The organism is Idiomarina tyrosinivorans (genome assembly GCF_003987475.1).
In the GTDB taxonomy this organism is placed as follows: Bacteria; Pseudomonadota; Gammaproteobacteria; order Enterobacterales; family Alteromonadaceae; genus Idiomarina; species Idiomarina tyrosinivorans.
The window spans coordinates 1-21,071 of the sequence record NZ_PIQH01000001.1 but is presented as its reverse complement, the minus strand read 5'-3'; the positions used below and the strand labels follow the sequence as shown (position 1 = coordinate 21,071).

General features: G+C 49.4%; 19 protein-coding genes. 5 read left to right on the top strand and 14 right to left on the bottom strand.

Annotated features, from left to right (window positions below; translation table 11 throughout):
• Positions 1–17 precede the first annotated feature (17 nt).
• From CWI84_RS00095 to CWI84_RS00085, 3 genes are all read right to left on the bottom strand, one after another.
• Positions 18–530, bottom strand: coding sequence for a DUF192 domain-containing protein (locus tag CWI84_RS00095; RefSeq protein ID WP_126840553.1), 513 nt, complete (start codon positions 528–530; stop codon positions 18–20).
• Between the two features lie 108 nt (positions 531–638).
• A complete protein-coding gene (locus CWI84_RS00090) occupies positions 639–1,634 on the bottom strand; it encodes a DUF4382 domain-containing protein (protein WP_241968684.1) in 996 nt (331 codons plus the stop codon).
• 90 nt (positions 1,635–1,724) lie between these two features.
• On the bottom strand, positions 1,725–3,110 hold the full coding sequence (locus CWI84_RS00085; protein ID WP_126840552.1) for a protein adenylyltransferase SelO family protein: 1,386 nt from the start codon (positions 3,108–3,110) through the stop codon (positions 1,725–1,727).
• Between the two features lie 122 nt (positions 3,111–3,232).
• Between CWI84_RS00085 and CWI84_RS00080 the strand changes: the two genes are divergently transcribed.
• Positions 3,233–4,120 carry a gluconeogenesis factor YvcK family protein gene (locus CWI84_RS00080; protein WP_126840551.1) on the top strand — a complete coding sequence of 296 codons (888 nt, stop codon included), beginning with the start codon at positions 3,233–3,235 and terminating at the stop codon, positions 4,118–4,120.
• Here CWI84_RS00080 and dcd read toward each other — a convergent pair.
• Together dcd and apbC are read right to left on the bottom strand one after the other, a co-directional pair.
• Positions 4,117–4,704 (bottom strand): dCTP deaminase, encoded by a 588-nt coding sequence (gene dcd, locus CWI84_RS00075; protein WP_126840550.1) that lies wholly within the window; start codon positions 4,702–4,704, stop codon positions 4,117–4,119. The two genes, CWI84_RS00080 and dcd, sit on opposite strands and share 4 nt — an antisense overlap.
• A gap of 20 nt (positions 4,705–4,724) precedes the next feature.
• Positions 4,725–5,753, bottom strand: coding sequence for an iron-sulfur cluster carrier protein ApbC (gene apbC, locus CWI84_RS00070; RefSeq protein ID WP_241968683.1), 1,029 nt, complete (start codon positions 5,751–5,753; stop codon positions 4,725–4,727).
• Positions 5,754–5,875: 122 nt separating this feature from the next.
• On the opposite strand from apbC, the gene metG reads away from it, so the two are divergent.
• From metG to CWI84_RS00055, 3 genes are all read left to right on the top strand, one after another.
• Positions 5,876–7,912: a methionine--tRNA ligase gene (gene metG / locus CWI84_RS00065; RefSeq protein ID WP_126840889.1), complete on the top strand. Its 2,037-nt coding sequence runs from the start codon at positions 5,876–5,878 to the stop codon at positions 7,910–7,912.
• 82 nt (positions 7,913–7,994) lie between these two features.
• Complete coding sequence (gene hspQ / locus CWI84_RS00060) at positions 7,995–8,309, top strand: heat shock protein HspQ (protein WP_241968682.1); 315 nt, start codon at positions 7,995–7,997, stop codon at positions 8,307–8,309.
• 82 nt (positions 8,310–8,391) lie between these two features.
• On the top strand, positions 8,392–8,757 hold the full coding sequence (locus CWI84_RS00055; protein WP_126840549.1) for a histidine triad nucleotide-binding protein: 366 nt from the start codon (positions 8,392–8,394) through the stop codon (positions 8,755–8,757).
• Positions 8,758–8,763: 6 nt separating this feature from the next.
• Here CWI84_RS00055 and CWI84_RS00050 read toward each other — a convergent pair whose 3' ends face one another.
• From CWI84_RS00050 to ggt, 3 genes are read right to left on the bottom strand one after another with little or no spacing between them, the layout of a single operon-like run.
• Entirely contained in the window at positions 8,764–9,684 is a 921-nt protein-coding gene (locus CWI84_RS00050; protein WP_126840548.1) for an RDD family protein, read from the bottom strand.
• The gene (locus CWI84_RS00045; protein WP_126840547.1) at positions 9,685–10,116 is read right to left on the bottom strand and encodes a hypothetical protein; all 432 of its coding nucleotides are present in this window, start codon (positions 10,114–10,116) and stop codon (positions 9,685–9,687) included. It abuts the gene before it with no gap.
• Between the two features lie 3 nt (positions 10,117–10,119).
• Positions 10,120–11,874: a gamma-glutamyltransferase gene (ggt, locus tag CWI84_RS00040; RefSeq protein ID WP_126840546.1), complete on the bottom strand. Its 1,755-nt coding sequence runs from the start codon at positions 11,872–11,874 to the stop codon at positions 10,120–10,122.
• A 75-nt stretch (positions 11,875–11,949) separates the two neighbouring features.
• On the opposite strand from ggt, the gene CWI84_RS00035 reads away from it, so the two are divergent.
• Positions 11,950–12,531 carry a rhomboid family intramembrane serine protease gene (locus CWI84_RS00035; protein WP_126840545.1) on the top strand — a complete coding sequence of 194 codons (582 nt, stop codon included), beginning with the start codon at positions 11,950–11,952 and terminating at the stop codon, positions 12,529–12,531.
• Here the strand turns inward: CWI84_RS00035 and CWI84_RS00030 are convergent, their stop codons facing one another.
• The 6 genes from CWI84_RS00030 to tyrR all read right to left on the bottom strand — a co-directional run bounded on the left by CWI84_RS00030 (position 12,532) and on the right by tyrR (position 20,800).
• Positions 12,532–15,024 (bottom strand): S9 family peptidase, encoded by a 2,493-nt coding sequence (locus CWI84_RS00030; protein ID WP_126840544.1) that lies wholly within the window; start codon positions 15,022–15,024, stop codon positions 12,532–12,534.
• A gap of 103 nt (positions 15,025–15,127) precedes the next feature.
• A complete protein-coding gene (gene maiA / locus CWI84_RS00025) occupies positions 15,128–15,769 on the bottom strand; it encodes a maleylacetoacetate isomerase (RefSeq protein ID WP_126840543.1) in 642 nt (213 codons plus the stop codon).
• Positions 15,766–16,791, bottom strand: a complete 1,026-nt coding sequence (locus CWI84_RS00020; RefSeq protein ID WP_126840542.1) for a fumarylacetoacetate hydrolase family protein — start codon at positions 16,789–16,791, stop codon at positions 15,766–15,768. The genes maiA and CWI84_RS00020 overlap by 4 nt, the downstream gene beginning before the upstream one ends.
• A gap of 3 nt (positions 16,792–16,794) precedes the next feature.
• Complete coding sequence (locus CWI84_RS00015) at positions 16,795–17,928, bottom strand: homogentisate 1,2-dioxygenase (protein WP_126840541.1); 1,134 nt, start codon at positions 17,926–17,928, stop codon at positions 16,795–16,797.
• Positions 17,921–18,994 carry a 4-hydroxyphenylpyruvate dioxygenase gene (hppD, locus tag CWI84_RS00010; RefSeq protein WP_126840540.1) on the bottom strand — a complete coding sequence of 358 codons (1,074 nt, stop codon included), beginning with the start codon at positions 18,992–18,994 and terminating at the stop codon, positions 17,921–17,923. Before hppD ends, CWI84_RS00015 begins: the two co-directional genes overlap by 8 nt.
• A gap of 222 nt (positions 18,995–19,216) precedes the next feature.
• Entirely contained in the window at positions 19,217–20,800 is a 1,584-nt protein-coding gene (gene tyrR / locus CWI84_RS00005; protein WP_126840539.1) for a transcriptional regulator TyrR, read from the bottom strand.
• Between the last annotated feature and the right edge of the window lie 271 nt (positions 20,801–21,071).

Sequence of the window (21,071 nt, the reverse complement as noted above, 5' to 3'; positions counted from 1 at the left end):
CTTAACGTCCTTTCTTGTTATTGTGATGAAGTCGCGCAACTGCCATCGCTGGACTGGCGCAGTCTGTCACCCATACGAATGTCGTGACGGGATAAAAATCCCGCCGGTAGTTCGATGGCTGAACGATAGGTTTTGTTTGGGTTGTATGCACGGCACTGGCGTGGATCGTCACTCTTACACGGCAACATTGTGAAAGCAGCAACGATTTTGCCGTCGCTATCTAAATAAGCAATATCTAGCGGAATTAGCGTGTGAAACATCCAAAATCCAGCATAACCAGGACGGTCGCTCGGGTATTTAAACCACATACCGTGATAATCCTGCAGTGATTCCCGTTCCATTAATCCACGCGCATGTTGTTCTTCCGTTTCCGCAAGTTCAACGGTTATCGGCTCAGCAATGTCAGCCAAGCATACTTGAGTGGTGTCAAACTGCTGTGGCTCTGGGACAGGATACTGTTGAGCAGCTACCGCTGCTGAAATAACAGCCAGCCCGGCAAGCAAATACTTTGAAATGGTTGCAGCGTTCATCGATTTACTCTTGATATTATGTAGAGGTAGAGGGTCTGATTCTGTCGTAACTCAAAAAAAAATGCCAGCCGCAATCGGCTGGCACCCTCATTTTATCGCTGAAATGTTTTACTGCGCTTGTGCAGAGAAGTCTACAGTAACGGTCGCTTCGTTCGATACCGTTGCATTTTGCGCTTGCAAAAACGTGACATCGTCGTCGGCTTCTGGATCCGCTTCGTCATCACAGGTAATAGCTACGGTGTAGTCTCCCGTCGCGACAAAGCCAATTTCATAGTCATAGCTGTCGACACCATCAAAATACACGCTGGTGCTAGCATACGGTGCATTCTCTTCTGCACCACCCATATCGGCAAGGCTGTCTAATCCTAAGTCCGCACCTTGATAAAGGTAGACATTAGCAACCGGCGTTGACGTATCTTCTGGTGCTACCGTGCACTGGTTGTTAATTAAAATGGTTTCGGCAACGTTGCCAGAAACGGTGCCCACTTCGGCGTTGTTGACTAAGCGTACACCCCGAGGTTTTAAAAAGTAGCCATCTTGCCCGACCGGATTTACGAGACTACTGCGCAAATCAAACTCTACGGTGTAGAACAAGTTGCCACCCGCATCCGCGGTAAAACCATCAAGTTTGAGTTCGTTGGATGGCACGGTTAACGCAAAGGTTTCGTCGATCGTACCGTCATCATCCGTATCGCGACCCACGTATGACGCGCTGTCCATGACTAAGCGTAATTGAGAATAGTCACCGGCATCAATTTCTGCACCGGCCAACAAGTCGGTTGAGTCAGAGCCGGTAAATTCTAGTAAGTTAATGCCGCGAGTGTTTTCCACCGGATTGCCTTGGTCATCGGTACACACATCGTTCGGCTCAATGTCGGCACCCACACCCACATCAAATTGGACGGGTCCACCATCAGTCATTAACTCTACGGCAGAAAAACAAGCAACCACAGCATCAAGGTCACTGACAGGTGCATCACTCACTGCCAAGTTAAATTGTGCAGTCCGTTCTACTGAGCTGTTTTCATCACCGCCACCACAGGCGGTTAATAACGTCGCCGCGCCTAAGCAAGCTGCAGTATAAGTAAGGTTACGTAACATCATAATATCGTCCTTCGTTGGTTAGTTCCCTTCAGTCTAGACTGTGATCACCTTCAACCATTCATGATTTTACCGATACTTTACACATCAATCTCAACTAGAACAGGATAATTGCCCCTCAGGCCATTCCGTTTCCGGTGCTTGCGCCCATTCACTGTCACGCAGCGTAGCGTCAAACGGCTGTTGCAAGGCCGCAGAAAAGTCCTTTAACGGTTGGTAATCGCCCTGCTCTGCAGCGTTAATCACTCGCTGTAACTGGTGCGTGCGCGCAACCACACTGGGGTTAAATTGGGCTAACTGCGGTTGTTCTGCATTACCCACAGCAGCTTGGTATTCTGATAACCAATAACGACCGAACTCATCAGTAAATAGTGCCGCATCGCTATAGGGGTGCTCTAACAACCAGAAACTTTGCGTATAGTCAGCCTGTTGCTGCTCTAACAATGCTAACCATCCGGCGATCAGTTTGCTCTGTACGTGGCTCTCTAGTTCACTCGGTAAGCCTAAACGTTGACTCATAATAGCGGCATAGTGCTGTTGCAAGCGTGTCTCAAAACTGGCTAAGCCAGCACTTAACACCTCACCATCCATGAATAGCGCCAATGCCTGGGCTAAGCGTTGTAAATTCCACAACGCAACGGAGGGTTGACGATCGAAACGGTAACGACCGTTTTGATCAGTATGATTAAAGATTTTTTCGGGAAGGTAGCGATCAAAAAACGCATAAGGACCATAATCGAACGTCTCGCCGAGAATGCTCATATTGTCGGTATTCATTACCCCATGAACAAACCCAAACGCCTGCCAACCCGCGATCATTTTTGCCGTGTTATCAACCACTCTATTGAACCACGCCTGATGATCATCCACTTCGAGATCAGGCCAATTCTGACGAATAGTAAAGCGATAAAGGCGCTCCGCGGTGTCCGTTAAGTTGCGATACAAACAATGTTCAAAGTGACCAAAACGAATATGGGTAGGCGTCGCTCGCAATAACAGCGCACCAGGTTCTACTCGCTCGCGTTGTACAGCTTCACCGGAGCTGAGTAACGCGAGGGCGCGTGTTGAGGCCACGCCCAATGATGCCATGGCCTCGCTGCCCAGCCATTCACGAATACAGGAGCGCAATACCGCTCGGCCATCTCCGCCGCGACTAAAAGCGGTGGTTCCAGCACCTTTTAAATGCCAGTCAAACCACTCTCCTGATGGGGCTTTATATTCGCCCAATAAGAGCCCACGGCCATCTCCCAGGTAAGGGTTGAAATGACCGAACTGATGCCCCGCGTATTTTTGTGCAATCACGCTACCGTCACTGACTCGCTGTTGGCAAAAGCTAGCCCAATCGATATCGCTAAGCTGCCACTGTTGACTCAATCGGGAATTGCTCAATACCGTTTCAGCGATCGGGACCGCATCGCGCGGACAATCTGTATCGCACAACTCTGGGAACTCTGAAGCAAATTGGCTTTCCAACTGCATAGCTTAACTCCGCTTGAAACTCCGTTTATTGTCACATAGTGAGCGCAAAGCGTATACCAAGGCTTGCCATGATAGCCTCAACTTCGCTATCTTCTTGCCCTGAAACTGCAGCAGGAGCTGACATGCAATTAGAGTCGTTACGTCGAGTAACCGCCATTGGCGGAGGCCATGGCTTAGGTCGGTTATTGTCGACGCTGTCATTTATGAAGCACAAACTGGTTGGCATTGTAGCAACAACTGATAACGGCGGTGCGACGGGCCTGTTGCGAGAATCACATCACTGCATAGCTTGGGGCGATATTCGCAACTGTTTGTCGCAATTAGCCGAACAGCCACTGGCAACCGACGTACTAAATTACCGCTTTGCTGAAGGAACATCGCTGGCCGGACACAATTTTGGCAACCTATTGCTATATACGTTGGATCAGCTTTCAGCGCGTCCGTTGGACGGCATTAAACTACTCAGTGGCTTACTCAATATCGATAATCGCTTGTTACCAATGTCGGAAACTCCCACTGATTTAATCGCGGATACCCACGAAGGGCTTGAGTGTTACGGCGAAATCCATATTGATGCGTTGACTAAAATGCCGAACCAATTGCGTTTGCAGGGCGATGTTAAAGCCACACCAGAAGCCATTCATCATCTGCAACGAAGTGACTTAGTCATTCTTGGACCCGGCAGCTTTATGACTTCGGTAATGCCGCCGCTACTGGTGCCTGAAATTGCACAAGCCATCGCTGACAGCAAAGCGAAAGTGGTTTTTGTGGATAATTTGGTCGCCGAATACGGCCCTGCTGGCGATTTAACCTTGGCCGAACGGCTCGACTGGATGGCACAGCAAGTCGGCCATCAATTGGTTGATGTGGTGGTTTCTGCGAATGCCGATAGTTCGGTGAAACTGCCGATTATTACAGGTGTTGTTAGCGAAGAAGGAATGCCCCATCGGCACCAGCGCGTTGCTTTGTTGCAAGCGCTGGACCGTGCCGTACAGACGCTTTACCGCTAAGCGCCGTCCGCAGAAATACGCGACGCAACAGCGCCTTGCTGGCCTTTGTATTTCGCATCTAAGCGTTTGTTGTATGGCCGTTCGCAAGACTCGCTCAGCGGTTCAAAGCTAATTGCGCCAATTTTCATATTTGGCCGCAACGCCAACGGCAACTTTCCGCTGTTGAAGAATTCCAGCACGATTTGTCCAGACCAACCAGGATCAATGCGGTGCGCGGTCACGTGTACCATCAAACCTAAACGCGCCAGCGAAGAACGGCCGTCTAGCCAACCAACCATGTTGTCTGGCAAGGTAATGGATTCCGCCGTCACCGCTAACGCAAACTCACCCGGATGAATAAAGAACGCGCGATCATCGGTTAAGACAATTTCATCGCTCATCACTTCTTCGATAGCGCTTTCAATGCTTTCTCGCGAACCACTGATATCGATATAAGGGGCAGCGTGATCCTGCAATACGCGGAATTGATTACCTAAATGAATATCGAGAGTCACCCCAGAAATGTCAGCCGCGTCAGGGCTTGGTTCAACACCAATAATGCCGTCGGCTAAATGCTGTTTTATTTGTCTATCTGTTAATCGCATGGTGTTCCTTAAAACGGCCGTTATTGGCTCTCGGCCTGACGCTGAAAATACAAGTGCCGAGCGGTACGCTGCGCAGTCGCAAAAATTTCGCGTGCCAGCGGATGCTCAGGATGTTGCCGAATAAACGGTTGTTGACCGTCTAAACTTTCGCGCAATTGCCGTTGCAACGGCCACTGCCCTAACAATGGGATATTATGTTCTTTAGCGACTCTTAGGCCGCCTTCACTGCCAAATATCGGCTCTTCATGGCCACAACTCGGACAAGAAAAATAACTCATATTTTCGATGATGCCAACTAACGGTACCGAGACTTTATTGAACATGGCGATGCCTTTCTCGGCGTCAGCTAAGGCAATGGTTTGCGGTGTAGTAACAACGATTGCACCGGTTACCGGCAGTTTCTGCGCTAAGGTAAGTTGCACATCTCCCGTGCCTGGCGGCATATCAACGATCAAATAATCTAAGCTGCCCCAACGCGTATCATTGAAAAGCTGCTGCAGTGCCCCACTTGCCATGGGACCTCGCCAAATCGTGGCATCCCCGGGCTGCACTAGATAGCCCAATGAGTTAACCGCAATGTCCCAACGCTGTTTGGGCAACATCTTATTGTTTTCGGTAAATTCTAACGGACTGTCTTGGCCGCCCATCATGGTGGCGATTGAAGGACCGTAGATGTCGGCATCGAGCAAACCGACTTTAGCGCCCATTTGCTGCAATGCAAGCGCTAAATTGACACTAACAGAAGACTTCCCCACGCCGCCCTTGCCGGACGAAACGACAATGACATTACCAAACGTCATTGGCAGATCAGGCTGAGAATTGCGTAACTTGGCGACCTTTATTTGCTTCTGCCATTGCCATTGGCCTAACACCGCGTGCTGTTGCAAGGGTTGCAAACTCTCGTCGGTGACCGCGAACGGCACTGTTAAGGTCGCTTGCTTGCCCTCCACACTGACCCATTCAGCAGCAACTTGACCGCCTAATTCGGGTGCCGATACCTCGTTCAGTGCTTGCCAGAATTGCTGCTCTGTCGAACCAACTGATGTCACGGTTTTGTCCCTCCATAGGCTTCGTATCTACGCAGGGCTATGGTAACATGCATAGCCAATTCGCCGCACAAAAACGGCATAAAAATTATCACTTTTGCGAATCAGAAGAAGCAGACCAATTGATGAGCCAAACGAAACGAAAAATATTGGTGACCAACGCCCTTCCATACGCCAACGGCCCTATCCACTTAGGCCACATGTTAGGCTATGTGCAAGCGGATATCTGGGTAAGATTTCAAAAACTGCGTGGCCATGAATGCCATTACATGTGCGCCGACGATGCTCACGGCACGCCAATTATGCTGAAGGCACAGCAATTAGGGATTAAACCGGAGCAAATGATTGCCGACATGCAGCAAGCGCATGAGGCCGATTTCGCCGATTTCCACGTAAACTTTGACCATTATTACTCTACTCACAGTCCTGAGAACCGCGAGTTAGCCGAAACCATTTATACGCGCTTACGCGATGCGGGCCACATTAAAACGAAAACCATCGAGCAGTTATTCGACCCTGAAAAGTCGATGTTTTTACCAGACCGATTTGTTAAAGGAACCTGTCCTGAGTGTGGTGCTGACGATCAATACGGCGACAATTGTGATGTTTGCGGCGCCACTTATGCCCCCACTGAATTGAAGAACCCTCGTTCGGTAGTATCAGGCGCTACTCCAGAACTGCGCGAGTCTGAACATTACTTTTTCGACTTGCCGGCCTTTGAAGACATGTTGAAGGCATGGACTCGCTCCGGGTCGCTGCAAGATGAAATGGCTAATAAACTCAATGAATGGTTTGAACAAGGTTTGCAGCGTTGGGATATTTCTCGCGACGCGCCTTACTTTGGGTTCGAGATTCCTGATGCGCCCGGCAAGTACTTTTATGTCTGGTTGGATGCGCCTATCGGCTACATGAGTAGCTTTAAACACTACTGTGATAGCACAGGCCTAGCCAATTGGGACGACTTTTGGCAGCCTAACAGCGATGCCGAGGTATACCACATCATCGGCAAAGACATTATTTACTTCCATAGTCTGTTCTGGCCAGCGATGCTGAAAGGTGCTGACTTCCGCCAACCCACTAACGTTTGGGCGCACGGTTTTATCACCGTCAACGGCACCAAAATGTCGAAGTCGAAAGGCACTTTCATTATGGCACGGACCTATCTGGACCATTTAAATCCAGAATACCTGCGCTATTACTATGCTGCCAAGTTAACCAATCGTATTGACGATTTGGATCTCAACCTCACTGACTTTGCCCAACGCGTGAATGCTGACTTGGTCGGGAAAGTGATTAATATCGCCTCACGCTGCGCCGGCTTTATTCAGAAAAAATTCAACGGTAAGTTATCCGCTGATGTCGCTGATTCGGCCTTGTTAGAAGACTTCCAAAAGGCCCAAGATAGTATCGCTACGGCATACGAACAACGCGAATTTGCCAAAGCTATGCGTGAAATCATGGCATTAGCAGACCGTGCCAACCAATACATAGCCGACAAAGAGCCTTGGCAACTGATTAAACAAGAAGGTGCAGAGCAAGAGGTCCATGACATTTGCTCACTAGGTATCCATTTATTCCGCATTCTGATGGTGTACTTAACACCTGTTGTGCCGGAACTAGCCGAACGTGTACAAGCTTTCTTAAACGATCGCTTTACTTGGGCAAGTGCACAACAAGTGCTCACCAACCACGCGATTAATCCATTTAAAGCGCTCATGCAGCGCATCGACATGAAAGATATTGAAGCCATGATTGACGCATCGAAAGAACAACAGCCCGCCACCAGCGAAGCAGCGGTGGCAACGAATAAACACCTGAGCGAAGAACCGATTGCCGATACTATTGATTTTGACAGCTTCGCCAAAGTGGATCTACGTGTTGCTCGTATTGCTAACGCAGAACACGTTGAAGGTGCCGATAAGTTATTAAAGTTGACCCTAGACTTAGGTGGCGAAACGCGGCAAGTGTTTGCGGGTATCAAGTCGGCTTATCAACCAGAAAAATTGATTGGTCAACTGACCGTTATGGTGGCTAACCTAGCGCCGCGGAAAATGCGCTTTGGAGTGTCTGAAGGCATGGTGTTAGCCGCAGGGCCTGGCGGTGAAGAGATTTATATTTTGAATCCGCACAATGGTGCAGAACCCGGCATGCGGGTGATGTAAAATCGTGTAAATATCCTACAGATTCCCCCTTTATTGCCGATAAGGTTCGAAAGTAACCAAAAACCGCGATGAGGGGGAGCTGATGGTGGTTTATGCGAAACATGCAATAGGTGAAGTGGTCCGACACAGCCTTTACGGCTATCGTGGCGTGATCATCGACGTCGATGCCGAGTTTTCGTTATCTGACAACTGGTACGACAAAATGGCGACCACCCGGCCAGACAAAAGCCAACCTTGGTACCAGGTACTGGTAAATAATTCCTCTATTCAAACCTATGTGAGTGAAGAACTGCTGGAACATGATGGCAGTCAGGCGGACATCCAACATCCACTGATCGATGTCATCTTTGCTGGGCGCCAAGCCGATACCTATCAACTGCTAGAAAAAGTGAACTAAGCCTACTCTGGCAGATGACATTAATCAGCTCCAATAGTATGGTAATCTTTCGTTTTAATCGGTAACAGTAAAGGATATTGCCGTGGCGGAAGACACCTTATTCAGCAAAATTATTCGGCGCGAAATTCCTGCGGATATCGTCTACGAAGACGAGCTCTCGCTGGCATTTAAAGACATCAACCCACAAGCGCCCGTTCACCTTTTAATTATTCCAAAGCAAGCCATTGCAACCGTTAACGACGTTAACGAAGACAACGCTCACCTTGTCGGCCATTTATACGTTGTTGCCAGCAAACTTGCGAGCCAATACGGTTTTGCTAAAGATGGTTACCGGTTAGTGATGAATTGCAATGAAGATGGCGGTCAAACCGTTTACCACCTTCACCTGCACTTATTAGCAGGTAAAGCGATGGGTTGGCCACCTTACACCGATAAAAAGAAAGTTTAATCGACATTATTCTTCCGTCAGGTCAACCTGCTTGGCCTGACGATCAGATAACACCACTACCGTCGAAGAGATTTTATCGTGAATGGGTTGACGGTTTGGGTCCCAAAATATCTGCAGAAAGCCGAGTAAACCTGTCGCAATTCCGGCACCATACCCACCATATCGTCCAAACGCATCCCATAACGTTAAGTAGCGGCCATCCAAGCGAATTACACGCATACCCAATAATTTTTTCCCTAACGTCTGACCTTGGGTTAACGAGGTTAAAATGGTGAAGTAAAACGCCGCCCAACCAAAGCCGATGCCTAAATCGGACAAAATACCTTTTATCCAAGCAATAACGCTATGCGCAGCGCCTTGCTGTTCATCATTTTCATTGGCCTCTTGTTTTTGCTGTTCAGCAACTTGCTTCAGTGCTTGCTGCCACTGTTTCGCAAGTTCAGCGTTTTTCTCATCCTCAGTCATTGTGGAAGGATCTTTGCTAATATCCGTTTGCGCGGCTTCAGTGCGGTCGGATTGTTGTACCGGTTGTTGTTGCAGCGCTTGTTCAAGCTGTTCTGATTTTTGCTGCAGGCTCGGCATAAACCACTGCCAGTCACCGCCAACCAAAGCAAGTGCACCGATTAAACAAATAATAGGGCCTATAATTCGCAGCGTACGGCTGAGCTTCGGCCGCTTATGCCGACCATAAAGCGCTCGCCCCAACCACCAGAGTAAAATCCCCGCAACAGTTAGCTGATAGGACTCACCTAAGTTAGATAGCGTCACTACCACCAAACCATCGATACAGATACCGAAAAGACGGCGCCAAGGACCCGCTAAGGGCTTACCCAGCAACCGCGGATGCACTTGAAAGGCTTTTTCGGTAACGATATGGCGCGGATCGACATCACTCGCCAGCGCTTCTTGTTGTTGTTTTGGGTTCATTTAGTGATATCGCTTGTCCAGGATTTTTTGTACGTACCACTTACCTTTATATTCGATCAGGACGATTTCACGAATTTCTTCTATGTGGTCACCATTATGGTATCCATCGAACATCATGGTGAGTTGGGTTCTATCACCACTGTCCTGAAACGGTTGTACACTCGACTCGTCCACTTCCAAATGAACATCGTCGTAATACTGACTCATGACATAGCGCTGCACCGAGCTCACCGAGCCATAATGTTCGAGCAACTCTTTGGCTTCACCAGTGGCAAAATCTTCGGCCACAGCTAAATCGCGCTGGTTATACAGAGCATCAAAGAAATTGACCGCAGCCAGCGATGGTGTCGACTGCGGTGCTAATGGAACCTCATCCTTTGAGCAGGCGGCGAGCATCGTCACCAATGCCAATACAGTCCATAGCTTTTTCATCCATTATTCTCCCATCACAATGCCTTCACGGCGGGGATCGGCGCCACCTTGCAATTTGCCATTACTGAGCAAACTAATACCGTGCAAGCCACTGTTTAAATCCATCACTTTCACATCATGACCACGAGCTTTGAGCTTTTCCGCCAGCTTAGCGACGTCAGTACCCTGCTCTAGCGCCGTATAATCGTTACGGTTAGTAATATGCCCTAAGTCTATGGCCTGTTGCATATTTAATTTCCAGTCCATCAACCCAATCGCCGTTTGCGTTACGTAGTTGATAATACGGCTACCGCCTGGCGAACCTAGGGCATGCAATACTTTACTGCCATCCTTATTCAGAATAATGGTAGGTGACATAGAACTACGTGGACGTTTTTCACTTTCAACCCGGTTGGCAATCCAATGGCCATCGATTTTCGGGTTCAATGAGAAATCGGTTAATTGGTTATTCAGCAGGAACCCACCGGTCATCACCGTCGAGCCAAAACCCATCTCGATGCTGGTGGTCATTGACAACACATTGCCTTCAGCATCGACAATCGTTATGTGGCTGGTGTTTGGCAGTTCATAGGCAACATCTTGCGCTTTTTCTGGTTCCAACCACTCACCTGGCTGTGCTTTGCCCATGTCTTTTTCGCCGATCAGGGTGGCTCGCTGTGCCAGATAATCTTTATTCAGCATTTTATCGATTGGCACATCAACAAAGTCGGTATCCGCAATCCATTGGTTGCGATCGGCAAACGCTAAGCGCGAAGCTTGGGTGAATACATGAGCAAACTGTTCACCATTGACGGGCATGTCGGGCACTGCAAAATTCTCTAAAATTCCCAGCGTCTGAAGGGTGGTAATGCCGCCAGAACTCGGTGGTCCCATACCGCAGACAGTATACTGCCGATATTCACCACACACGGGTTCGCGCAGTTTGGCGTGATAGTTGGCCAAATCTTCGACCGAGAGCAGTCCTGGATGAATTGGACTGTTTTGCACCGCATCGGCAATTTGCTTAGCCAGCGGACCTGTGTAAAACGCATCGGCCCCCTGCTCTGCAATCATGGTTAAGCTACGCGCATAGGGTTTGTTTACCAGAATATCCCCCGCCTGCAACGGCTCTCCATCGGGATAGAAGTAGGCGCTGGCCACCGGCATTTTAGGTAAGCCCGGGTTCATTACCATAGAGACGAGTTTCGACAGCCGTGGGGACACTTCAAAGCCTTTATTAGCGAGCGCAATCGCGTCTTTAAATAGGGGTTCCCATGGCATCTTACCCCATTTGTTGTGGGCTAATTCTAGCCCTCGTAAAACCCCAGGTACACCCACTGAGCGACCGCCAACAACGGCTTCGATCCATTTCGGTGCTACCCCATTTTCATCCAAAAACAACGCGGGTGTCGCAGCCTTCGGCGCCTTTTCACGCGCATCAATGGTATACAACTTGTGTTCGTTATTGTCCCAGTAGAGAATAAATGCACCACCACCAATACCGGAAGATTGCGGTTCCACAAGGCCCAACATCGCTTGCACCGCAATCGCGGCATCAACCGCACTTCCGCCCTGCTTGAGCACACGATAACCGGCTTCTACCGCATGCGGATTAGCCGCGGTCACCATAAATTTTTCGGTTTCTACCGCTTCATTGTCGGCAAAACCCGTTGCTGCTTCAGGTTCTCTTACTTCACGCTCAGGCGTGCTTTGCTGCGGTGCTGGAGAGCATGCACTGAGCTGCATCAATACCACTAAACTCGCAATACGAAACTTCATAGATCCTCTTTGTGTTCAGCAAGCGTTTGTCGTTATCATACGAAGCCTCTTCTTTGAACGCAACGAGATAACATAATGACAAGGTCGCGCATTGCATTAATTGCTTTACTGGCTGGATTAGTCGTTCTGGCATTTTGGTTACAACAACAAGACCAATGGCAGGATGTCTTGGTGTTTTATTCTGACCCTGCCCGCTTTAAGGTGTGGAGCCTTATCACTACCCCCTGGGTACACCTCTCATGGAGCCACGTTGCCATGAACAGTGCCGCACTGTGCTTGCTGGTGTTACTGACCATGGACTACTGGAGCGCTCGCGATCTCATCAACGGCCTGATCATTATTTCAGCGATTAGTGGCTTAATTGTTTGGGGCTTGGCTTGGATTTCTGGTTCGGTAATTAGCTTTGTCGGCCTCTCGGCGGTATTGCATGGGTTATTTATTTGCAGCGTATTACGTTTAGCGGACGACCGCAGATGGATAGCGATAGCAGCCATTACGGTGATTTGCGTAAAAGTGTTGGCAGAAATTCTAGGCTGGCAACCCAGCCACTTTGTCGGCGACAAAGTGGGCTGGTTGCATGGCGCAGGTTTACTTGCCGGTCTAGCCTATTACGTTATTGGCAAGCGCACCCTGCGCTCTGCATTTGGCCAACAATGATTATTTAAGGTTTTCTTCAAATAATTTAAAGATACGGCGATACTCGTTAAGCCAGCTCGACGGTTGGCGGAAACCATGTGGCTCGACAGGATAAATCGCCGTTTCCCAATCTTGTTTTTCCAACTCAATCAAGCGTTGAACCAAACGCACACCATCTTCGAAGAACACGTTGTCATCCACCATCGGCGAGTTGATCAACAACGCATCTTGCAAACCATCGGCAAAGTAAATGGGTGATGAGCGACGGTAAGCAATCGGGTCGTTCTGCGGCAAATTAAGGATGTTCGCGGTATAGCCTGTATTGTAGTGCGCCCAGTCCGTTACCGGACGTAACGCTGAACCCGCTTGGAATAGGCCTGGCTTTTTAAATAACGCCATAAACGTCAGGAAACCACCGTATGAGCCGCCGTAGGTGCCAACACGTTGCGTGTCAACATGCGCGTTGTCGCCCAACCAATCGACTACATCGACCAAATCTTCAACTTCTGGCGTGCCCATTTGCCGATAAATAGCTGTGCGCCAATCGCGACCATAACCTTTAGAACCGCGATAATCGAGGTCTAAAACTACATAGCCGTGTTTATTCAAAAAGCTGTGGAACATGAATTCACGCTGGTACAACGACCAACCCATATGGGCATTTTGCAGATAGCCCGCGCCGTGAATAAAGACCACCGCTGGATACTGCTGTGCACGGTTGGGGTCAAAATCTTTCGGGAAGTACACGCGTGAATAGATGGGTCGATCAACGTGGCTAGAGGGTACTGCAACAATACTTGGCGCAGTCCAGTCAATACTCTCAAATTTTTCCGATACCGTATGGGTCAAGCGCTTGGCTTTGCCGCTATCGCTCAGCGCCTTACTGTATAGCTCAGGCGGCTGAAGTGCGGCAGAATGGGTGATAATGAGCCGCTGATTATCCGGGCTGAGCTGGAAATCGTTAAAGCCGCCTAAATCGGTAATTGCCTTGATCCCGCTCTCGCCATTGGTAGCTACCGAATAAATCTCGTAGTTACCGGGGTGCGGCTTATTGGCTTTGAAATACAGCGTGTTGCCATCGTTTGACAAGGTCGCGTTTTCCACCACAAACGAGCCCTTGGTGAGTTGCTTGCTGTCACCGCCAATGGCCTTAGTATACAGGTGCGAATAGCCGTCTTGCTCGGACTGGAACCACAGCGTTTTGCTGTTGGGTAACCAACCAAACTGATTGTGATCGTAATTGATCCACGCATCGTCATGCAGGCGGTGCTGCGAATCTAAGCGCTTGCCGGCAAAGTCTACCGTGGCGATCCATCGGTCTTTGTTGTCCCAAGCTTCCAGCATCACTGCAACCTGGTTACCATCTGCAGTCCATTGAATTGCACTTTGGTCCCAATACCAGTCTTGCATTAACTGGATAGCGCGCGGCGCTTTATGGCTCTGGTAACTCTCACCTTGCGCTTTGGCGTTTTCGCGTTTGACTGCCGCCAATACATCTTCGTTCCAGCCTGGAAGCGTATTGTAGGTTAACGGGGTCTGTTGATGCGTAGTAAGGTCTAGCAATACCAATTGCTGATTCACCGGTTTAGCATCTGCAACGCGACGACGCACGTGCTCAATTTCAATGCGACCATCTTCTGCCACATAGTTTGGCATGATGTCGCCATCATCGCGCCAACTGGTAGGTTCGCTAATTACTGCTAGCGCATATTTTGCATTTGGCGATAAACTCAGCGCGACCAACTCTTGATTATCACCCAAATAGAATGGAGCTGCCGTCATCGACGCGTTCTGTTGCCGCAGTTGTTGCTCGCGTTCAAACCGTTCAGCCCTATCGCGACGCTGCTTTTGAATAAATTGAATGAGCTTTTGTTGCTCTTCGGCAATATAGTCGTCTGGGGCTTTATTGGCTTTTGGCTGATCCGCCATTTTTACACTTAATAGCTGCTGACGGCTGCCTGTGGTGACATCCATCGCGAATAAGGCGTCACCCTCACGGTAAGCTAAGCGACCATCAGCCAGCAAGGCTAACTGATACTGGCGTTCATCGTCACGCGTCAACTGCTTCAGTTGGCCGGCGTTATCAAGCACAAGAATGTTGCCCTCGAAAGTGTACGCTACCCACCCCGCTGCACGATTGCGTACAATGTCGTCATAAGCATATTGGTGCCACTCGCTCAGTGGGACTTTTACTGCCGCGCCGCTGGCATTAGCGATACGATACAGATCGCGTAACTCACTGCCTTGTTGCTTTTGGTAGAACAGGATGTCTTTGCCATCAGGGCTCCAAAACGCCGACTGCGGTTCCCGACCAATCCAATCTTGGTCAGCCATGATTTGTTCAATGGTTAGGTCAGCAGTACCGGTCGCTGAGGCTAGCGCTTCGGTCTGCACAGTGGCAGGTTTCGGCGTGTTTTGCGGCTGGTTTTCCAACGCTGTGCTGGTCGAGGTTGAAGCACAAGCCCCGGTAAGCAGCGCTAAGCTTACAGCAACCACAAGGCGTGATTTGATCATGCGGATAATCCTTCATTCGGTTGTTATGCTATCCGCATTAAAACAAAAACCGCTCGTGGTTGCGAGTCACAACACGACGAGCGGTCTAATTCCAACGACTTAATTAGATTTGCGCGTCTGGCTGGCGTTCTGGTGCCGCCTCGGCAAAGGCCGGCAAAGCTTTCAAGCGCTGACTAATGGTCGCAATTAATGGATAGTCTGACAAATCCACCTGAAAACGCTCGGCGTTATACATCTGTGGCACTAAGCAGACATCGGCCAACGTCACTGCATCGCCAAAGCAATATTCACCGGAATGCTTCTGTAAACGCTTTTCTAAACCGCTAAAACAGGTCGCAAACCAGTTTTTTACCCACGCGATTTTCTGCTCTTCCGCTAACCCCAGTGGTCCGGTTAAATACTGCAACACCCGTAGATTCGTCAGCGGCTGTAGCTCACAAGCGACATCGTACGCCATCGCGCGAACTAGGGCTTTGTCTTTCGCCGCAGTTGGCAGCAACGCTGGATCAGGGTATTCCTCGTTTAGGTATTCAATGATCGCCAGCGATTGGTTTAATACCACGTCGCCGTCGACCAAGGTTGGAACCAGCTGTGCCGGGTTTAGTTGCTGATAAGCAGGCTGCTTTTGCTGCCCACCATCTTTAACCAGATGTACCGGCTCGTAATCGTAACCTAATCCTTTGAGATTAAGCGCGATACGCGTCCGATAACTGGCGCTGGAGCGCCAGTATCCATATAGCTTCATGACTGTGGACCGTCGTATTTGACTACGCTTTGGTCAATCGCTCCAAAAATCGATTGACCATCGGCATCTTTCATTTCAATCCGAATACGATCGCCAAATTGCATAAATTGGGTGGTCGGCTTGCCATCGCGAATCGTTTCGATCATACGCACTTCCGCGATACAGCTATAGCCCACGCCACCTTCCGCAATCGACGTACCGTGTTCGGTGCCCTGTTTATTCGACACCGTGCCTGAGCCAATAATAGCGCCCGCACCTAAATGGCGAGTTTTGGCCGCGTGAGCAACTAACTGACCAAAGTCAAAGGTCATGTCTTCACCCGCGTTTGGTTTACCAAAGGCTTTATTGTTGTATTCTGACAACAGTGGCAGATGTACTTTGTTGTCTTGCCATGCGGCACCTAGCTCGTCCGGTGTTACCGCAACCGGAGAAAATGCTGAAGACGGCTTAGACTGGAAAAAGCCAAAGCCTTTGCCCAATTCTCCTGGGATTAAACCGCGCAGAGAAACGTCGTTCACCAACATCAACAAACGAATGTGTTGACCCGCCGATTTAGCATCAATGCCCATAGGTACATCATCGGTAATAACGGCAATTTCGCCCTCAAAGTCGATGCCCCAGTCGGTGCTGCCCATTTCAATGTCGTCGCGCGGCCCTAAAAAGTCGTCCGATCCACCTTGGTACATCAACGGGTCTTCCCAGAAACTTGGCGGCATTTCGGCACCACGAGCCTTGCGAACTAGCTCTACGTGGTTCACGTAAGCGCTGCCGTCAGCCCATTGGTAAGCGCGTGGTAACGGCGATTCACACAGGGTTTCGTCGAACGCTACGGCATCGTTAACCGCACCGTCATTTAATTGGTTGTAGACTTTTTCAAGCTGTGGTGCACAGCCATCCCAGTCGTCCAACACTTCCTGCATGCACGAGGCAATTGCTGGTACAGCAACGGCTTTGCGTAAATCGCGACTGACTACCATTAACTGGCCGTCACGTGTTCCATTTCTATAAGTCGCCAATTTCATAAGCTATTTTTTCTCCTGCCAACTGTAGACGTAATCTGGGTTTTCCACGGCTAATGCCGCTTCGCCCATCGTCAGTGCGTCGCGGGTATCTAACATAACCGCCACTTCGTCAGTGAATGTCTTTTTATGCTCACGCCCTGCTTTAAACGCTTTCGGGTGCGGACCATGGGTAAATCCAGCCGGATGGAAGGTTACCATGCCACGGTCAATATTATCACGGCTAAAGAAATCGCCTTCGTGATAAAACAGCACTTCATCGTAATCGTCGTTGTTGTGGTAAAACGGCACTTTGAGTGCGCCTGGGTCAGATTCGATGGGACGCGGCACAAAGGTACAAACCACAAAGCGCTCTGCCACAAAAGTGGTGTGCGCCGATGGTGGTAAGTGATAGCGGTGGCTCATCAACGGCCGGATGTCTCGCCAATTCAACCGCACTGGTGCTAAATCGCCATGCCAGCCAATCGCGTCGAGCGGATTGTATGGGTAAGTGATGGTTGAAACGGTATCATGCCGTTTAACCTGCACTTGCCACTGCTCTTCGCTGTACTGCGCTTTGAATTCATCGTCGATTTCTGGGGTATCGAGCACCGCGGGATCAAAAATCGCGTGGTTACCTACTAAGCCTTTTTCTGGCAATCGGTAAGAACCATTGGTGGCCTCGATCATTAGCAATTCCATGGTGCCATTAGGCTCTAAACGCCACATGGTAGAGCGTGGAATAACGAAGTAATCGCCTTTGGTTAATGCAATATGCCCGTAATCACAGTACAAATGACCACTGCCCTCATGCACAAACAGTAAATCATCACCGTCGGCATTGCGCACTAAAGCGGACATGTTTTCTTTGCAGTGCCACAAGCGGAATTTGCAGTGTGCATTGTGCAATAACAATGGCACCGCCCAAGGGCTAGCCAGATCGATCGCCATTAACTGGTTAAAGTCGAAGGCGCGTGGGCGCAACTCCCCTTCCCACTCGCTCCAACCGGTAGGAGCATGCTGATGATGGAAGTGAGTAGCGGGCCCGAAAAAACCACTACGGCCCGCTTCACGTTCATAGATCGCTTGCTCCGGAAAGTCGGCGTGAGCCTGCCGTGAGGCAGACCCAACCTGTTTCGGAAAGCTGATCCATTTACGCATCGCTTAACACTCCACGACGGATTTGATCTTCTTCAATCGACTCAAACAAGGCTTTAAAGTTACCTTCACCAAAGCCTTCATTGCCTTTACGCTGAATGATCTCAAAGAACACCGGACCAATCACCGTTTGGGTGAAGATTTGCAGCAAGATGCCATCTTTCATTGGCGCGCCGTCAATCAGAATGCGTTGTTCACGCAATGCCGCGACATCTTCTTGGTGGCCTTCCACACGCTCATCGATTTTCTCGTAGTAAGTTTCTGGCGTGTCCATGAACTCCATACCGATTGAACGCAAGTCTTTCACGGTTTTGTAGATGTTATCGCTAGTTAGGGCGATATGCTGGATACCCTCGCCGTTGTATTCGCGCAGGTATTCCTCGATTTGTGACTTATCGTCGTGGGATTCGTTGATTGGAATGCGAATTTTGCCACAAGGCGCGGTCATTGCGCGGCTCAATAGGCCTGTCAGTTTACCTTCGATGTCGAAGTAGCGGATTTCACGGAAGTTACCGATACGTTCATAAAAGCCTGCCCAAGTGTCCATGTTGCCACGGAAAACGTTGTGGGTCAGGTGGTCAATTTCATACAGACCCGCAGCGTGGTCTTTCATCTTCGCTTCCCAGTTCTCATAGAAGTCGAAGGTCTCTTTGTAGACATCGTGATTTTTGTAATTGTCGATGAAGTACAACACGCTCTCACCAATGCCATACACGGCTGGAGCGGTCTCTACCACGCCTTGTTCGGCGTCGAATGCTTTCGCACCATTATCTACCGCATGTTGCAATGCCTGTTTCGCATCAGCTACGCGCCATGCCATACCGCACACACTTGGACCATGGGCTTTAGCAAACTCTGCGGCTTGACCGTGAGGTTCAGCGTTGATCACAAAGTTAATGTCATTCTGTTTGAATAACCAAGCCTGCTTGCTCTTGTGCTTGGCAACTTCAGTAAAGCCCAGCTTATCGAACAAATCTTTCAATGCATCAATACCCGCTTGGTCAGGCGCGGTGTATTCAACAAATTCGAATCCGTCGGTGTTTAACGGGTTATAATTTTGCTCGCTCATACTACTTTCCTCTTGTGTTCATCGGGCCGCTGCTTAGTTTGCGGCCTCGCGGTTTTTCGTTATCGCTATAAATTTAGCGCGTTAGCGCCTGAACTGCCTAGTTTCTTGCGCATCCAGTCAGAGCCTAGCTTGCAATCGCAACTGTAAAATTTTCACTACGATAAAACAAAGGCCGCTAACTAGCGGCCTTTGCATCAATTTTTATGTAAACAAAACACTACATTAGGTGCTTTTTGTCTGCTCAGGTTTACGCTTATTGCGCTGCCGTTGTTTGCCAATACCGTACTCACGCAGTTTATTGGCGACCGCAGTATGCGATAACCCTAATTTTCGCGCCAATTGACGAGTACTGGGATAGCTGGGGTACAAACGTCGTAAAATGGTACTCTCAAACTTGCGGACCGCCTCATCTAAGGTGCCATCTTCTAAGTCGACCGCCAGTTTATCTTCTTCGCTGGGCAATTCTGGCAGGCGCAGATGCGCCGCTTCTAAGCGGTCACCCTCAAGCATCGAAATAGAGCGGAACAGTGTGTTTTCTAATTGCCGCACATTACCCGGCCATTGATAACGTTTGATCGTGTCTTTGGCACTCCGAGTCAACGTAACCTGACTACGCCCGAGTTTCTTGCAGGCTTCCGCAACAAAATGTTCGGCCAGTAAAATAATGTCACTCTTGCGCTCTCGTAACGGCGGAATAGCCAGTGCCAATACATTTAAGCGGTAGTATAAATCTTCGCGAAAACGCCCCTGCTCGACTTGCTCGTAAAGGCTGCCTTGCGCTGTACAGATGATTCGCACATCAACGCTGACTTCACGTTCTTCACCAATACGACGAAACATTCCGTCTTCTAAAAAGCGCAATAACTTGGCTTGTAGGCCAATCGACATTTCGCCTACAGAGTCGAGTAGAACGGTGCCACCCTCAGCTTGCTCGAGAATGCCTTTCTTTGCTTCACTGTGATGCGTCAAACTGCCAGCAGCATGGCCGAATAATTCGCTCTCTGCCACGTTATCGGGTAACGCGGCACAGTTGATCGCCAGTAACGGTGAATCATGGCGCGCGCTGGCAAAATGGCAGGCACGAGCAAGCAACTCTTTACCGACGCCCGTTTCACCTTCGATTAACAAGGCGGCATCGAGCTCCGCCATCCGTGCTGCGTCTTTTAGCAGGTTACGCATGCTGGGGTGATCGCAAATCAGATGGTTAAAGGCGTCAAAGTTTTCCCCACGCTGCCACTGCTCGGTCACGGGTTCCGACTGACAGGTTAGTACCGCACCGGCGAACGCATCTTTACCGGTGTCGTCGTTCACCCAAATCGGCAACAGCGTTGCGTAATATTGGCTGCTACCAATGCTCACTTGTTCAACCACTGGATCGGTCGGTGACTTTTCTAACCAACGCGCGATGGAGAAGCCGTTTACGTATTGGCTAACCTGTTCACCTTGGATATTTTCTTGTTTGCCGGTCAGCAGATCTTTGGCGGCGTCGTTAATGATATCGATACGCCCTTTGCTATCGACAGACAACACCGGGTCGGGCAAGGTCGATAACAGCAAGTTAAATTCAAAGTGTTCACGTTCAGAGGGTAAATAAGGGACGGTTTTGACGTCTTGTACGTTGGGGATACGGCGAATTTCGGGCATTAAATGGCGAAAATCTTCAAACGCTAACTCGGGGAAGTTTAAGTAAATCTTGCCTTTGGTATCGACCTCTATGCCACGTAGGTCAATTTCATGAGCTCGCAGAATTTGTAGTACATCCTGACATAGCCCCAGGCGATCTTCACAGGTGATCTCTAGACGCATGTCCCACTCAAAACAAATGAATATGTAAACTAAATAATACAGGTTTTCGCCCCACTTGAATAGCCATTTCTGCTCAAGTAAGCGCAGATTCTTGGCTATTCAGCGCGAGCAGACTCACCTTACAAAAAAGCCCGCTGCTATAGCGCAATGCTGATCAGTTAAGAAATAATTTAGCGATCCATTGACCGATCAAGTGGAGCTGTCAAACTCCAGTGATAGTAACTGTCACTGGAGTTTTTTTATGTCTCTCAGCCGCGCGCTACGCGATTCA